Annotated in this window: 13 protein-coding genes; 12 read left to right on the top strand and 1 reads right to left on the bottom strand. The window is 41.1% G+C overall.

Annotated features, from left to right (window positions below; all coding sequences use genetic code 11):
- The first annotated feature begins 4 nt into the window (after window positions 1–4).
- The 5 genes from accD to NCCP133_RS03070 all read left to right on the top strand — a co-directional run bounded on the left by accD (window position 5) and on the right by NCCP133_RS03070 (window position 5,590).
- Window positions 5–883 carry an acetyl-CoA carboxylase, carboxyltransferase subunit beta gene (gene accD, locus NCCP133_RS03090; RefSeq protein WP_264803488.1) on the top strand — a complete coding sequence of 293 codons (879 nt, stop codon included), beginning with the start codon at window positions 5–7 and terminating at the stop codon, window positions 881–883.
- A complete protein-coding gene (gene accA / locus NCCP133_RS03085; protein WP_264803487.1) occupies window positions 868–1,845 on the top strand; it encodes an acetyl-CoA carboxylase carboxyl transferase subunit alpha in 978 nt (325 codons plus the stop codon). Before accD ends, accA begins: the two co-directional genes overlap by 16 nt.
- Before the next feature lie 339 nt (window positions 1,846–2,184).
- Window positions 2,185–3,144: a 6-phosphofructokinase gene (gene pfkA, locus NCCP133_RS03080; RefSeq protein WP_264803486.1), complete on the top strand. Its 960-nt coding sequence runs from the start codon at window positions 2,185–2,187 to the stop codon at window positions 3,142–3,144.
- 94 nt (window positions 3,145–3,238) lie between these two features.
- Window positions 3,239–4,999 carry a pyruvate kinase gene (gene pyk, locus NCCP133_RS03075; protein ID WP_264803485.1) on the top strand — a complete coding sequence of 587 codons (1,761 nt, stop codon included), beginning with the start codon at window positions 3,239–3,241 and terminating at the stop codon, window positions 4,997–4,999.
- A 204-nt stretch (window positions 5,000–5,203) separates the two neighbouring features.
- Window positions 5,204–5,590 (top strand): FxsA family protein, encoded by a 387-nt coding sequence (locus NCCP133_RS03070; RefSeq protein ID WP_264803484.1) that lies wholly within the window; start codon window positions 5,204–5,206, stop codon window positions 5,588–5,590.
- A 49-nt stretch (window positions 5,591–5,639) separates the two neighbouring features.
- On the opposite strand, the gene ytvI is transcribed toward NCCP133_RS03070, so the two are convergent.
- Window positions 5,640–6,761, bottom strand: a complete 1,122-nt coding sequence (ytvI, locus tag NCCP133_RS03065) for a sporulation integral membrane protein YtvI (protein WP_264803483.1) — start codon at window positions 6,759–6,761, stop codon at window positions 5,640–5,642.
- Window positions 6,762–7,014: 253 nt separating this feature from the next.
- On the opposite strand from ytvI, the gene NCCP133_RS03060 reads away from it, so the two are divergent.
- The 7 genes from NCCP133_RS03060 to pnpS all read left to right on the top strand — a co-directional run bounded on the left by NCCP133_RS03060 (window position 7,015) and on the right by pnpS (window position 15,316).
- The gene (locus NCCP133_RS03060; protein ID WP_264803482.1) at window positions 7,015–7,476 is read left to right on the top strand and encodes a DUF441 domain-containing protein; all 462 of its coding nucleotides are present in this window, start codon (window positions 7,015–7,017) and stop codon (window positions 7,474–7,476) included.
- Window positions 7,477–8,057: 581 nt separating this feature from the next.
- Entirely contained in the window at window positions 8,058–9,179 is a 1,122-nt protein-coding gene (gene citZ, locus NCCP133_RS03055; protein WP_264803481.1) for a citrate synthase, read from the top strand.
- A gap of 259 nt (window positions 9,180–9,438) precedes the next feature.
- Entirely contained in the window at window positions 9,439–10,707 is a 1,269-nt protein-coding gene (icd, locus tag NCCP133_RS03050; RefSeq protein ID WP_264803480.1) for an NADP-dependent isocitrate dehydrogenase, read from the top strand.
- Window positions 10,708–10,872: 165 nt separating this feature from the next.
- A complete protein-coding gene (gene mdh, locus NCCP133_RS03045; protein WP_264803479.1) occupies window positions 10,873–11,811 on the top strand; it encodes a malate dehydrogenase in 939 nt (312 codons plus the stop codon).
- A 314-nt stretch (window positions 11,812–12,125) separates the two neighbouring features.
- Window positions 12,126–12,602, top strand: coding sequence for a MaoC/PaaZ C-terminal domain-containing protein (locus NCCP133_RS03040; RefSeq protein WP_264803478.1), 477 nt, complete (start codon window positions 12,126–12,128; stop codon window positions 12,600–12,602).
- A 210-nt stretch (window positions 12,603–12,812) separates the two neighbouring features.
- A complete protein-coding gene (locus tag NCCP133_RS03035; protein ID WP_264803477.1) occupies window positions 12,813–13,532 on the top strand; it encodes a response regulator transcription factor in 720 nt (239 codons plus the stop codon).
- The gene (pnpS, locus tag NCCP133_RS03030) at window positions 13,529–15,316 is read left to right on the top strand and encodes a two-component system histidine kinase PnpS (RefSeq protein WP_264803476.1); all 1,788 of its coding nucleotides are present in this window, start codon (window positions 13,529–13,531) and stop codon (window positions 15,314–15,316) included. The genes NCCP133_RS03035 and pnpS overlap by 4 nt, the downstream gene beginning before the upstream one ends.
- Window positions 15,317–15,529: the final 213 nt, after the last annotated feature.

The raw sequence follows: 15,529 nt of genomic DNA, 5'->3' as shown, positions 1-15,529 counted from the left end.
CATCTTGCTTAAAGATATTTTTACAAAGACAAAGAAAAAGAAATATGCAACGATTCCATCGGAAACGGCGAAGCAGGATGTGCCGGAAGGAATCATGACCAAGTGTCCAAATTGCAAAAAGATCATGTATACAAAGGAGCTTGTTAAGAATCTAAAGGTTTGCTTAAATTGCCATTATCATCACTCCATGAATTCAAAAGAGCGTTTGGCAAGCTTTTTAGATTCCAATAGCTTTGAAGAAATTAATGCCAATATGATTTCTGAGAACCCTTTGAATTTTCCGGACTATATTGAAAAGCTGGAAAAGGATCGTGAAAAGACCGAAATAAATGAAGCGGTTGTTACTGGGACAGGCACTGTAAATGGCCAAACCATTACAGTGGCAGTAATGGATTCTACCTTCAGGATGGGAAGTATGGGGTCTGTAGTCGGAGAAAAAATAACCCGTGCCATTGAAAAAGCGGATGAATTGGGAGTGCCATTTGTTATATTTACAGCTTCAGGCGGTGCGAGGATGCAGGAAGGGGTTCTCAGCTTGATGCAAATGGCCAAAACAAGTGTAGCCCTGAAAAGGTTCAGTGATAATGGCGGACTGATTATTTCCATTATGACTCATCCAACAACTGGAGGAGTTTCAGCTAGCTTTGCTTCACTGGGGGATTATAACTTGGCTGAACCAGGGGCTTTGATTGGCTTTGCCGGACGCCGCATCATTGAGCAGACAATCCGCGAAGAATTGCCCGAGGATTTCCAGACAGCAGAATTTCTATTGAAACATGGCCAATTAGATGCCGTAATACCAAGAACAGAATTAAAAGATAAAATATCAGTGATTCTTTCCATACATGAACCAGGAGGTGACTACCAATGGCAGGAGAACTAGAATTTGAACGCCCGGTAACGGAACTGAAAAAAAAGATTGCAGAACTGAAGGAGTTTACCAAGACGGCTGATGTAGATCTGTCATCAGAAATTGAAAAACTGGAAGCACGCTTGGAAAAATTAGAAACGGATATTTATGAAAATATGAAACCCTGGGATCGAGTCCAAATTGCCCGGCATCCAGCTAGGCCAACTACGCTTGATTATATTTCATACTTGTTTGAAGACTTTTTCGAATGCCATGGGGACCGAGCTTTTGGAGATGATGAAGCGATTGTCGGCGGCATTGCGAAGTTTAAAGGCTTGCCGGTAACAGTCATTGGACACCAGCGAGGGAAAGATACGAAAGAGAATATTCGCAGAAACTTTGGAATGCCTCATCCGGAAGGATACCGTAAGGCCTTAAGGCTTATGAAGCAGGCGGATAAATTCCGAAGGCCAATCATTTGTTTTATTGATACAAAAGGCGCATATCCTGGCAAGGCGGCCGAGGAACGCGGACAGAGTGAAGCGATCGCAAAGAATTTATTTGAAATGGCCAGTTTAAAGGTGCCAGTCGTTTGCATTGTCATCGGTGAAGGCGGAAGTGGTGGAGCTCTTGCTCTGGGAGTTGGCAATCATATTCATATGCTTGAAAACTCTACTTATTCAGTCATCTCGCCGGAAGGTGCTGCTGCAATTCTTTGGAAAGATGCCTCCCAGGCTAAAAAAGCAGCAGAATCCATGAGGATTACAGCACCGGACTTAAAAGAACTGGGTGTTGTGGATGTGATTATTGAAGAGGTAAAAGGAGGCGCCCATAAAGATGTAAAGGCCCAGGCTGCCCAAATTGATGCAGTCCTTTATAAATCGCTGAAAGAATTAGTGAATCTTTCTGAAGAACAGCTCGTCAATCACAGGTACAACAAATTCAAATCGATTGGTGAATATTCGTTTCTAAAGGAATTTATTGGGGTAAAATAAAAACGTGCTTTCTGGCGCGTTTTTATTTTTTGTTTAATATTATTTTCTTTGTAAAGTGACGAAAAATCACAGGGTTTTCACTATAAAACGCTTTCAGTTCACCGACAATTCTGTCTTTGTTTTAAATTGCCTGATTAAGTTGAGATGCGCCCTTCTTCATGGTATTTTAGAAATATTCCCAAGCGTTTTGTTCATAATAAGATAAGCATCTATAGCATGCTTTACATAAAATCATACCATTACATACAAATGTGTGAGGTTTCGATTACTCATGAATGCAGCACTATTAACAACACGCTTTTCATGTTTAGATAAAAAAATTATTCTGGGGTGAAGATGATGAAAAAAATCGGAGTGTTAACAAGCGGAGGAGATTCGCCTGGCATGAATGCTGCCGTTCGTGCGGTGGTGCGTAAAGCCATTTATCATAATATTGAAGTTTATGGCGTATATGGCGGTTATTCAGGGCTAATGTCTGGAAATATTAAAAAGCTGGACCTTGGTTCTGTTGGCGATATTATCCATCGTGGAGGTACGGTCCTGCATTCTGCAAGAAGCGAAGAATTCAAGACAAAAGAAGGTCAGCAGAAGGGCATTGAACAAATGAAGAAGTTTGGCATTGATGGACTTGTTGTCATTGGCGGAGATGGTTCATATCGCGGAGCAAAAGCATTGACTGAACAGGGGTTCCCATGTGTCGGTGTGCCTGGGACAATAGATAATGATATTCCTGGAACTCAATACACAATCGGCTTTGATACCGCCTTAAATACAGTAATTGATGCAATCGATAAAATACGTGATACAGCGACTTCTCATGAAAGAACGTTTATAATTGAAGTGATGGGAAGAGATGCTGGTGATATTGCTCTATGGGCAGGCTTAGCGGGCGGAGCTGAAACAATCCTCATTCCTGAAGAAGGCTATGATATGGGGGAAATAGCAGACCGTCTTAAAAAGGGGCATGACCGCGGTAAAAAGCACAGTATCATCGTGGTGGCAGAAGGAGTTTGCAGCGGAGTGGATTTTGCCAAGCAAATCAAGGAAACAACAGACTATGATACACGTGTATCTGTACTAGGACATATGCAGCGCGGAGGGTCTCCAACCGCCTTTGACCGTGTCCTCGCAAGCCGTCTTGGAGCACATGCTGTTGAGGTTCTGATTGAAGGAAGAGGGGGGCGTGCAGTCGGAATCGAAAATAACAAGCTTGTTGATCATGATATCATTGAAATCTTGGATAGAGAACATTCACTTGATTTAGATCTTTATAAACTGTCAAAGGAACTATCCATTTAAGCGAGCTTAATAGGTGAAAATCAGCCAGTTATGCTTTTAAATGCTGACTTTGAGCTGCTAATCAAGCTTCATTTATTTCAGGAGGTAAAATAATATGCGTAAAACGAAAATCGTTTGTACAATTGGCCCTGCCAGTGAAAGTGTGGAACAGCTAACACAGCTAATTGAAGCAGGCATGAATGTTGCACGTTTGAATTTTTCCCATGGGGATTTTCAGGAACATGGACAGCGAATTCAGAACATCCGTGAAGCCGCAGAAAAGACTGGAAAAACTGTTGCAATTCTATTGGATACTAAAGGACCGGAAATTCGTACAAACAATATGCGTGAAGGTGCAATCGAATTAAAAGCGGGAGAGGACATCATTCTTTCAATGAACGAAGTTGAAGGAACACCTGAGAAATTTTCCGTTACATATCCTGGCCTTATTGATGATGTACACACTGGAAGCAAGATCTTGCTTGATGACGGCTTGATTGGTCTCGAAGTTACGAAAATCGATAAAGCAAACAGTGAAATTTACACCAAAATATTAAACAGCGGAACGCTGAAAAATAAAAAAGGTGTGAATGTTCCAGGTGTAGCGGTCAATCTTCCCGGAATTACCGAGAAGGATGCTCAGGACATCCTGTTTGGAATCGAGCAGGGAGTTGACTTTATAGCTGCATCATTTGTCCGCAGAGCTTCTGATGTATTAGAGATCAGGCAGCTTCTTGAGGAGCATAATGCATCATACATCAACATCATTCCTAAGATCGAAAATCAGGAAGGCGTTGATAATATTGACGAAATTCTTGAAATTTCTGATGGCTTAATGGTTGCGCGCGGCGATCTAGGGGTTGAAATTCCTGCTGAAGAAGTTCCTTTAGTCCAAAAGAAATTGATTAAAAAGTGCAATGCCCAAGGCAAACCTGTCATCACTGCCACACAAATGCTTGACTCCATGCAGCGGAATCCCCGTCCTACCCGTGCAGAAGCGAGTGACGTAGCCAATGCCATTTTTGATGGTACGGATGCCATCATGCTTTCAGGTGAAACAGCTGCTGGTTCTTATCCATTTGAGGCTGTTCAAACTATGCACAACATTGCAGCAAGGGCTGAAACTGCTTTAGATCACAAAGAAATTCTTTCAAACCGAAGCAAAGATAATGAGCACAATATTACAGATGCCATTGGACAATCGGTTGCGCATACAGCCTTGAACCTGGATGTAAATGCGATTATTACCCCAACTGAGAGCGGACATACAGCAAGAATGATCTCCAAGTATCGCCCAAAAGCTCCAATTGTGGCTGTAACATCAAATGACTATGTATCACGCCGTCTGTCACTAACATGGGGCGTATATCCGCAAATTGGCCAAAGAGCGACTACTACTGACGATATGCTGGATATTGCAGTTGAGGAAAGCTTGAACAGCGGGATTGTTGCATCAGGAGATTTAGTAGTCATTACAGCTGGTGTTCCTGTTGGAGAAGCAGGCACGACAAACTTAATGAAAATTCATGTTGTTGGTGATATCCTGGCAAAGGCACAAGGCATTGGACGCAAATCTGCATTCGGTAAAGTGGTTGTTGCGAGAAATGCCGAAGAAGCACTTGCGAAGGTAACAGTAGGTTCCATTCTCGTCACGATTGGTTCAGACCGTGAAATGGTGCCGGCGATTGAAAAATGCAGCGCTCTCATTACGGAAGAAGGCGGCCTTACTAGCCATGCTGCAGTAGTGGGACTTAACATTGGGATCCCAGTAATTGTTGGAGTAGAAAGAGCAACAACGCTGTTTAAAGATGGACAGGAAGTAACTGTCGACTCTCAGCGTGGTGTCATCTACAACGGGCATGCGAGTGTATTATAAAATACTGTGAAAGGAAGGGGATTCTCCCTTCCTTTTGTTTGTTAAGTAAGAACCTCCTCAGGGGTGTCCAAGGCGCCCCGCGCTTTTCTAAGAATGTTTCATTCCGGGCTTGAATACAATGAAAAAGTGTATAGACAAATTATAGGTGCAATTCATTTGTTTGTTATAATAAAAGAAAGTCTTAAAATAAAAAGAGGTGGCTACATGCGCTACATTCTCCTGCTCCTGATAATCGTGCCTGCTGCTGAAATAGGTGTTTTGCTGCTCTCAGGCAATACAATTGGTTTATGGCCGACGTTGGCAATCATCATATTCACAGGTATTCTAGGTGCATATCTTACCAAAAAACAAGGTCTGGAAACGGTCAGAAAAGTGCAGGACCAGCTCCGTTATGGACAAATGCCCGGAGACGCGATTCTTGATGGAGCATGTATTCTTGTCGGCGGTACCTTGCTATTAACACCTGGGTTTATCACAGATGGTATTGGCTTTACTCTGCTGGCTCCGCCTACTAGGAATTTTTATAAGAAAATTCTCCTTGCTGTCCTTAGAAGATGGGTGGATAAGGGCACAATCACTATAATTAGATAAATAAAATAAACATATAAAAAGCCGCTCCTTCAGCCTGGAGCGGCTTTGCTCATTCTTCTTCACCATTTCCTTTAATAAACATCCATATATCTCTAAAAACACCTGCTTTATGCAGGGTGGTGATGATTACAAGTGTAACTGGACCTACAATTAACCCAAGGAAGCCGATCAATTTAAAGCCCACAAATAATGCGATAAGAGTAGCTAAAGGGTCAAGCCCGATGCTCGACGATAGGATTTTAGGCTCCATAATTTGTCTCTGGACCAAGACGATTACATATAGAATCCCAAGCCCGATAGCTTTGCTCATCTCACCTCCAATCGCTTCGTAGATAATCCAAGGAACAAAAATCAGCCCTGTGCCAAGATAAGGGATAATGTCCACAAGTCCAGTGACTAGTGCAATGGTAATGGCATAATCAACACGCATAACAAGCAGGCCGGCCAATATAATGACTGTAGTGATTGACACTAAGGTAGCTTGTGCTTTTATAAAGCCAAAGAGTGCTTTTTGCAAATCTGTAAAAACCGTTCTGCCGCTTGTTTTTGCCCTGCTGGGAATCATCCGGCTGAATAAATTTGATAGTCTTTGCCAGTCTTTACTGATAAAAAAGGTGGCCAGAAGCGAGAAAATAATTACCGATGCTGCATTCGGAAACCAGGAAAGGATATTTGGGATCTTTTCAAAAAATCCTTGAATAAAATCTCCCAGTGTAGAGCCAATTTGTTTACCGGCATTTTCTATATTTGATAATATGGTCTCCTGCTGTCCGGTTCCGAGGTTATTAAATAGGCTATTAAGCTGGTTGTATAGCGGAATAATCTGCCCGGCAAAGAACTGTTCGATAAACCCGATTAATGTTTCCAGATGTGTTGGAACAACCCTTGCCAAATAGTCCGCTCCAGACACAATTTCAGCCACAAGCAGTGTGATTAAGCCGGCAAAAATGGCAAAGATAAGGATTAATGCAATGAGTACGGCAAGGACCCGCGGCATTTTCCATCTTGCCTCAAGATAATTTACGAAGGGGTTAATGAGGAAAGCGATGGCCAATCCGAATAAAAAAGGATAGGTAACTTTTGATAAGTAGAAAAGGGCATAGAAGCTTAAAATCACAAATCCTACAACGAAAAAAAAACGTACAGTTCGATATATGTATGCCGAGTTCAATCAATTGCCTCCTTGTCCAAATAGGATAAGCTTTCATATATTCCATTTTTATGCAGTGATATTTGATAATATCATACACTATTTTCATCATTGCTTAAAATGAAAATAGATAGATTCTTCTAAATGAGATAAGGGACAATTTGCCTCAAAATAATCATGATGCTGATTTGATAAAATCAGAGAAAAACTAGAAATTATTAAAATTTAAGAAATTATGTTAAGATAACATAGAGAGCTGCAGGTGGATAAGCGAATGTTTTCTCAATCACTCATATTTCTGTTTCTAATATTGGCTATTGGCATTTTGGCTAAAAATCAATCATTAATGATTGCTGTCTTCGTTTTATTCGTTCTAAAAGCTGCCGGTCTGGACTCTAAATCATTTTCCTTCCTGCAATCAAAGGGAATTAACTGGGGAGTTACCGTGATTACCATTGCTGTCCTGGCACCGATTGCAAGCGGTGAAATTGGGTTCCGTGATTTGACCGGTGCCTTTAAATCACCATTTGCTTGGATTGCCCTGATTTCCGGTATGGCTGTTGCGCTTATCGCCAAAGCTGGTATTGTTCTGCTTGCTGAAGATCCCCACATAACAACCGTGCTTGTCTTGGGAACGGTTCTTGCGGTATCTTTGTTTAAAGGGGTTGCTGTAGGGCCGCTGATTGGTGCAGGGATTGCTTACATGGCTATGAAAGTCTTTGATTTATTTAGGTAGATTTCTAAAAGCCAGAGATTATAGGGGAAAATAGGCATGACTGTCCCGGCTATTTCGCATTTTTTTACACTAATGAGTATAAACTTTTGTTGAAAAATAATATTTTTCAACAATTTGAGCGCTTTCCGTTCACAAAAGTCAGATAATTGTTTATAATAGGACGGGTAAGCGTAACCTAGTTCGCGGTACCTATTATATTCAGTTAAGCTTTATTGAAATAGTATTAATATACTTAAGTACAGAAAAAATGTAATCATTTTCTTTTTTTTTGCAGCGTAACCGAGCAACCGCTCGATTGAAAGAATGCCAAAAGAAAGTTTGATCCTTTAGAATAGCAGGGAGTGGCCTCTCAATAATTGAAAGTTTCACCTTTCATGACTTTGGTCTGTGGATCGGCTAACCCGAGCCGACTTGCAAAGGCCTGTATAAAAGTGTGTTCAAATGGAACGGTTCATCCGGAAGATTTGAACATGTAAAGGAAGCTTTTCTGAAAAGTTTAAAAAACAGGTTCGGCTTACTTAAGACATGTACAGTCAAAAATGGGTATGGGGAAATTTTATTATGTAAAGGAGAGATTCGGTATGACAGTAACACGTGGTCTTGAAGGGGTAGTAGCTACTACTTCGTCTATAAGTTCCATCATAGACGATACATTAACTTATGCAGGATATAATATTGATGATTTGGCTGAAAATGCAAGCTTTGAAGAGGTTATTTACCTTTTATGGCACAGAAAGCTTCCTACTCAACCGCAATTGGATGAATTAAAAAGTCAGCTTGCTGAAAGCTATTCTCTTCCTGAGGAAGTATTAAACCATTTTAAAACCTATCCAATTGACAAAGTGCATCCAATGGCTGCTCTTCGTTCAGCCGTGTCTTTATTAGGATTGTACGATGAAGAAGCTGATCAAATGGGTGAGGAAGCCAACTATAAAAAAGCTATCCGCCTTCAAGCAAAAATGCCTGCTATTGTAACGGCATTTGCAAGGGTAAGAAAAGGGCTGGAACCTGTTGCTCCTCGAACAGATCTTGGATTTGCAGCCAACTTCCTATACATGCTGACAGGCAAGGAGCCAGAGGCGATTGCTGTTGAAGCATTCAATAAAGCTTTAGTGCTTCATGCGGACCATGAACTAAATGCTTCAACATTTACTGCACGTGTTTGTGTAGCAACTTTATCCGACATCTATTCTGGTGTAACAGCTGCAATCGGCGCTCTAAAGGGCCCTCTGCATGGCGGTGCCAATGAAGCAGTAATGAAAATGCTTACTGAAATCGGCACACTGGAAAATGTAGAACCTTTTATTCGTGAAAAGCTTAACAATAAAGAAAAAATCATGGGCTTTGGCCATCGTGTATATCGTCAGGGCGACCCGCGCGCCAAGCACCTTAGAGAAATGTCCAAGAAGCTTACTGAGCTTACCGGAGAACCTCATTGGTACCAGATGTCCACTCAAATTGAATCAATCGTTACAGGGGAGAAGAACCTTCCTCCAAATGTGGACTTCTACTCGGCGTCTGTTTACCACAGCCTGGGAATCGACCATGACCTGTTCACGCCGATCTTTGCAGTAAGCCGTGTGTCAGGATGGCTTGCACACATTCTTGAGCAATATGAAAACAATCGTTTAATCCGTCCTCGAGCAGATTACACTGGCCCAGGAATGCAAAAATATGTGCCTGTTGAGCAAAGAGGCAAATAACCGGTTTTTAAACGGACTCACAAAAAGCTAATTAAAGCTACTTAGTTGAAAAATTGACACTAAAGTTTAGAGAGTAACCAAAAAATTTAATACTCAGCATTTTACTTTTTATTAAAAAATTGCTGTAATAGAGAGAGCAGGAAAAGGTTAGAAGCATTTGCCTTCTAACCTTTGATTCTGATAGACTGCTGCTGCATCGTGCCGCAAACTATATACATAAAGGCTGATGCACGCATTTTTCAAAATGGAGGGTATAAACATGCAAGGTGAAAAAATCACAGTTACTAATGGCGTATTAAACGTACCAAACAACCCGATCGTGCCTTTTATCGAGGGCGACGGAACAGGTCCTGACATTTGGGCTTCAGCTTCCAGAGTTTTAGATGCCGCTGTTGAAAAGGCATATAAAGGCGAGCGCAAGCTTGTTTGGAAAGAAGTTTTAGCAGGAGAAAAAGCCTTCAACCAAACCGGTGAGTGGCTTCCATCTGAAACATTAGATGTCATCAATGAATATCTCATCGCTATTAAAGGACCTTTGACAACTCCTATCGGAGGCGGAATTCGTTCTCTGAACGTTGCACTGCGTCAGGAACTTGATCTATTTGTATGCTTGCGTCCTGTTCGCTGGTTTGAAGGTGTTCCTTCTCCAGTTAAGCGCCCTCAGGATACTGATATGGTTATTTTCCGCGAAAATACTGAAGATATCTATGCTGGCATCGAGTATGCAAAAGGTTCTGACGAAGTGAAGAAATTAATTTCTTTCCTTCAAGATGAAATGGGTGTTAACAAAATCCGTTTCCCTGAAACTTCTGGCATCGGCATCAAGCCTGTTTCTGAGGAAGGTACTATCCGTCTTGTGCGTGCTGCTATTGAGTACGCAATTAAAGAAGGACGCAAATCTTTAACACTAGTACATAAAGGCAATATTATGAAGTTCACTGAAGGCGCCTTTAAAAACTGGGGATATGAGCTTGCTGAAAGAGAATACGGCGATAAAGTGTTTACTTGGGATCAATATGACCGCATTAAAGATGAGCAAGGTGTTGAAGCAGCTAACAGTGCTCAAGAAGACGCTGAAGCAGCTGGAAAAATTATCGTTAAAGATGCCATTGCTGATATCTTCCTTCAGCAAATTCTTACTCGGCCTAAAGAGTTCGATGTTGTTGCAACAATGAACCTGAATGGCGACTATATTTCTGATGCGCTTGCAGCACAGGTTGGCGGAATTGGCATCGCTCCTGGAGCAAATATCAACTATGAAACTGGTCATGCGATCTTCGAAGCAACTCATGGTACAGCTCCGAAGTATGCGGGACAAGATAAGGTTAACCCTTCTTCTCTCATCCTTTCCGGTGTCCTTATGCTAGAACACTTAGGATGGAATGAAGCAGCCAGCATGATCGTGAAGTCCATGGAAAAATCCATTGCGTCCAAAGTTGTAACATATGACTTTGCCCGCTTGATGGATGGAGCAACTGAAGTTAAATGCTCTGAATTCGGTGAAGAACTAATCAAGAACATGGAATAATTTAAAGCTAAAGCGCCTTGTTAGAGGCGCTTTAGCTAAATTTTTATCAAGTTTAAAATCATATGGATCAATTATATGTGTAAAAGTAGGCTGTTCCTTGGAACGGCCTCTTGCAATAAATTACGCAAAATCCTGAAACTTTAATTCCTAAAGGGGGAACGATTCATGTCATTGAAACGCAAAAAGATTTCTGTGATTGGTGGAGGATTTACTGGTGCAACAACTGCATTCCTGCTTGCCCAGAAAGAACTTGGAGATGTTGTGCTAGTTGATATCCCGCAAATGGAAGACCCAACAAAAGGGAAAGCCCTCGATATGCTTGAAGCAAGCCCTGTACAAGGCTTCGATGCAAACATTACAGGGACTTCAAATTACGAGGATACAAAGGACTCTGACATCGTTGTCATCACTGCAGGGATTGCCCGAAAACCTGGGATGAGCCGTGATGATCTTGTTCAAACAAACCAAAAAATCATGAAGAGTGTAGCCCAGGAGATAGCCAAATATTCTCCAAACAGTTATATCGTCGTATTGACTAACCCCGTTGATGCCATGACATATACAGTGTTTAAAGAATCAGGATTTCCTAAAAACCGCGTAATTGGCCAATCCGGAGTACTTGATACAGCTCGTTTCCGTACTTTCGTGGCACAGGAGCTTAACTTGTCTGTTAAAGATATTACCGGTTTCGTACTTGGAGGGCATGGGGATGATATGGTTCCTTTAGTGCGTTATTCCTATGCTGGCGGAATTCCATTAGAAACTTTAATTCCAAAAGATCGCCTTGATGCAATTGTTGAACGTACACGTAAGGGTGGAGGCGAAATCGTTAACCTGCTTGGTAATGGAAGTGCCTATTATGCACCGGCTGCTTCCCTGGCTGAAATGTGTGAAGCCATCCTTAAAGATCAGCGCCGAGTTCTTCCTTCCATCGCGTACCTGGAAGGGGAATATGGCTATGAGGGAATCTACCTTGGTGTACCAACAATCCTTGGAGCAAATGGAATTGAAAAAGTTATAGAGCTTGAATTAACAAGTGAAGAAAAAGCTGCATTGGATAAATCAGCTGAAGCAGTCCGCAATGTAATGAAAGTTTTGGCATAAGGATCAAGAAAATTCGGGGTCCATTCCCCGAATTTTTTTAAATGAAGCTCTTTTGGGCAATAGTATAAAATGATATGATATAATAAAAAGACTGAATAATAGAAATTATTTTTCAGTCTATTTTTATTATCACAGGCTTAAGGGCAGTAAAATACCCATAATGGGAAAGGCATTTTAAGAGAAAAGGCCTATGCAGGGATCAACTGTCCGGCGATTGGGATACTTTCAATTAGTGAGGATGAGGAAAACCTGCTATTGAAGTTCACTATACCAGCAAAATTGTAAACGGTTACACTATTTGGAGGTGCAGAGAAATGTTGCTTGGAAAAAAAAGGAAATTAGGAAGAAATATTGAGGAAATATCAGTAGGCGAGAAATTGACGCTTACCGAAAAGATAGAAGATAAGGATTTGCTGCTGTATTTGGGTCTGACCAACGATGCCAACCCTCTTTATATCCAACATGATTATGCATCGCAGACGCCTTATAAAAAGCCGATTGTTCCAAGTGTTATGCTTAATGGAATCATAAACTCAGCAGTCTCAAAATACTTGCCAGGTCCGGGAAGCCATGTCTTAAAACAGGACCTTGAATATGTTAAGCCAGTCTATCATTATGGAACGGTTCAGTTCTTATTTGAGGTAACGGAAGTAAATACAAGCAGCCATACTATACAAATCAAGGTGCAGGGAACAAATGAAGAGGATGAAACTGTCATCAATGGCCAGCTGATTGTATGTCCTCCTTACAAACTTCAGCCTATGGACGGAAATGCCCTTGAAAACTTTTAGTAAAAAAAGATGTGCAGTCATTCTGTACATCTTTTTTTATGTCTTATTGCTCATTAGCTTTCAGTTGCTTATTATACTTTTATGTATATTATAATAGAGATATGGCAAATAGGGGTTTAATAGGCAGGAGGATAGCCTACTTTCCTATAAATAAAGCTGGGTTCATAGATAGTGTTTTTTAAGGGGTAATTCATTCAATCGGGGGATATTATGGACAAAAAAATTCTAGTTGTAGATGACGAACAATCAATCGTAACTTTACTGCAGTATAACCTGCAGCAGGCGGGATATGAGGTTATCACAGCAATGGATGGACAGGAAGGCAAGGATCGGGCAGTTTTGGAAAAGCCGGATCTTATTGTATTGGATCTTATGCTTCCGAAGCTTGATGGAATTGAAGTTTGCAAGCAGCTCAGGCAGCAGAAGGTTGCGACACCTATTTTGATGCTGACAGCGAAAGATGACGAATTTGATAAAGTGCTTGGCCTTGAACTGGGGGCAGATGATTATATGACAAAACCGTTCAGCCCGCGTGAAGTTGTTGCGAGAGTGAAAGCCATTTTGCGAAGGACTCAATTAATGCCTGAACCTTCTGAGGATAAAGCGGAAGAAGGAAGCGATTCATTCCGCATCGGCGGTTTGAGAATCTTCCCTGAGCATTATGAGGCTTATTTTGACGATGAGATCCTTGAATTGACTCCGAAAGAGTTTGAATTGCTTCTCTATCTTGCTAAAAATAAAGGGCGTGTTCTCACAAGAGACCAGCTTCTAAGCGCCGTCTGGAATTATGATTTTGCTGGAGACACAAGGATTGTGGACGTACATATAAGCCATCTAAGAGAGAAAATTGAGCAGAACACGAAGAAACCGGTTTATATTAAGACAATCCGCGGGTTAGGCTATAAATTGGAGGAGCCTAAAGGAGAATGACCAGATTTCGGACTCGGCTACTCTTTGCATTGCTTACATTAATTTTTGCTGTATTAATTGGAGTGGGGCTTCTTTTGGGGCAGCTTTTTAAAAGCTATTACCTAAAAGCCTTTGATGAACGCCTAAAAAAAGAGTCAGAAATGATTTCAAGTTATATAGAAGATAATGGCGGTATCCGTTCCCTGAATCAAGATAAAGTTAATGAATTCAGTGATATTCTTGATGTGCGTGTAACGGTCTCAGATAGCCGCGGCAGGATTTTAATAGATAGCAGCAATAAAGGTGCAACCACACAAAGCAGGCATCAGGAGATTATTTTAGAGATTTTACGTAAAGAAGCAAATGACGATCAAACAGGATGGGAGGTTGCTGGCGGGTATAACCTGTATTATTATTGGCAGCCAGTATTTGCCCATGGAGAAAAGGACGGCTACCTATTTTTAAGTACTAAGATGACAGAAACTCAGCAAGCCTATCAGCAAATTTGGTGGATATTGACCATCAGCCTGGGGCTTTCTCTGTTTGTCATCATTATGCTTGGAACAAGGATTACAGCACGCTATACGAAACCGATTGAGTCTGCCACCAAGGTTGCTATCGAACTTGCTAAAGGCAATTACCGGGCAAGGACCTATGAAGATCAGGCAGACGAAACAGGTATGCTCAGCACATCTATCAATGTATTGGCCAGGAACCTGCAGGAAATGGTGAAAGCCCAGGAAATGCAGCAGGACCGTCTGGGAGCACTTATTGAGAATATGGGCAGCAGCCTGATTCTCATTGACAGCCGGGGATATATCAATTTAATCAACCGTCCATACAAAGAAGTATTTAATGTAAACCCTTCCGAGTATTTATATAAGCTCTATTATGAAGTGATTGAGCATAAAGGCATTACTGATATGATTGAAGAAATTTTCATGACTGAGCAAAAAGCGAAAAAACAGTTGATCATACCAGTAAAAATAGAAAGGCGCTATTTTGAAGTATATGGTGTGCCTATAATCGGAATGAATGATGAATGGAAGGGAATATTGCTTGTTTTCCATGATATAACGGAGCTGAAAAAACTTGAGCAGATGAGGAAGGATTTTGTAGCGAATGTATCCCATGAACTGAAAACACCCATTACCTCGATCAAAGGGTTTTCGGAAACTCTTTTGGACGGCGCTATGGAAGACAAACAGGCTTTGAATGATTTCCTATCTATCATATTAAAAGAAAGCGATCGTTTGCAGTCACTTATTCAAGATCTGCTTGATCTATCAAAAATTGAACAGCAAGGATTCAGCCTATCCATCCAGCCAATGAACTTGACGGTAGCCATTGAAGAGGTATTAGCTATCATGAAAGGCAAAGCTCTTGAGAAGGATATTGTTATAGAGTACAGGAAAGAAGAAACGCCAGTTTATATTGAAGGAGATGTTCATCGGCTTAAGCAAGTCTTTATTAATATCATTTCTAATGCGATTTCTTATACCCCTAATCAAGGGATCATTTATATATCACTCGAAGAAACTGAAAAGGCAGTTTTGGCTGAGGTAAGGGATACAGGCATTGGAATTGAAGCAAGTGAGATTCCCCGCATCTTTGAACGCTTTTATCGGATAGACAAAGCAAGGAGCCGAAATTCCGGAGGCACAGGGTTGGGTCTTGCTATTGTAAAGCACCTAGTGGAAGCCCATAAAGGTACCATAACGGTAAAAAGTGAAGTTGGCAAAGGAACATCTTTTAAAATTGGGCTTCCTAAAAAGTTCCTTGATATTAATAAAGAAAATGGATGAAGCGGAAAGGGTTAACTTTACAATATTTTAACAACTGGTTTATGTTCGCTTTACATTCAGCTGTTAAAATCTTAATTGTTAAACCCCTTCATCCAAGGAGCCATAGAGAAAGGCGAAAGCTAACCCCGCTTTCGCCTTTCTTATTTTTTGTCATATTTCTGAAACCTTTCTGTAATTACAGCGTATGTACAGATATAGAAATAAGAGTAAGGG

This window comes from Cytobacillus sp. NCCP-133, assembly GCF_026011715.1.
GTDB lineage: Bacteria > Bacillota > Bacilli > Bacillales > Cytobacillaceae > Cytobacillus.
This window is presented reverse-complemented; position numbering and strand designations above follow the sequence as displayed.

Coding starts and splice junctions, on each gene's coding strand:
- citZ (WP_264803481.1), top strand. CDS start 8,058: ATGACAGTAACACGTGGTCTTGAAGGGGTAGTAGCTACTACTTCGTCT.
- pfkA (WP_264803486.1), top strand. CDS start 2,185: ATGAAAAAAATCGGAGTGTTAACAAGCGGAGGAGATTCGCCTGGCATG.
- pnpS (WP_264803476.1), top strand. CDS start 13,529: ATGACCAGATTTCGGACTCGGCTACTCTTTGCATTGCTTACATTAATT.
- NCCP133_RS03035 (WP_264803477.1), top strand. CDS start 12,813: ATGGACAAAAAAATTCTAGTTGTAGATGACGAACAATCAATCGTAACT.
- accA (WP_264803487.1), top strand. CDS start 868: ATGGCAGGAGAACTAGAATTTGAACGCCCGGTAACGGAACTGAAAAAA.
- NCCP133_RS03070 (WP_264803484.1), top strand. CDS start 5,204: ATGCGCTACATTCTCCTGCTCCTGATAATCGTGCCTGCTGCTGAAATA.
- icd (WP_264803480.1), top strand. CDS start 9,439: ATGCAAGGTGAAAAAATCACAGTTACTAATGGCGTATTAAACGTACCA.
- NCCP133_RS03060 (WP_264803482.1), top strand. CDS start 7,015: ATGTTTTCTCAATCACTCATATTTCTGTTTCTAATATTGGCTATTGGC.
- pyk (WP_264803485.1), top strand. CDS start 3,239: ATGCGTAAAACGAAAATCGTTTGTACAATTGGCCCTGCCAGTGAAAGT.
- mdh (WP_264803479.1), top strand. CDS start 10,873: ATGTCATTGAAACGCAAAAAGATTTCTGTGATTGGTGGAGGATTTACT.
- NCCP133_RS03040 (WP_264803478.1), top strand. CDS start 12,126: ATGTTGCTTGGAAAAAAAAGGAAATTAGGAAGAAATATTGAGGAAATA.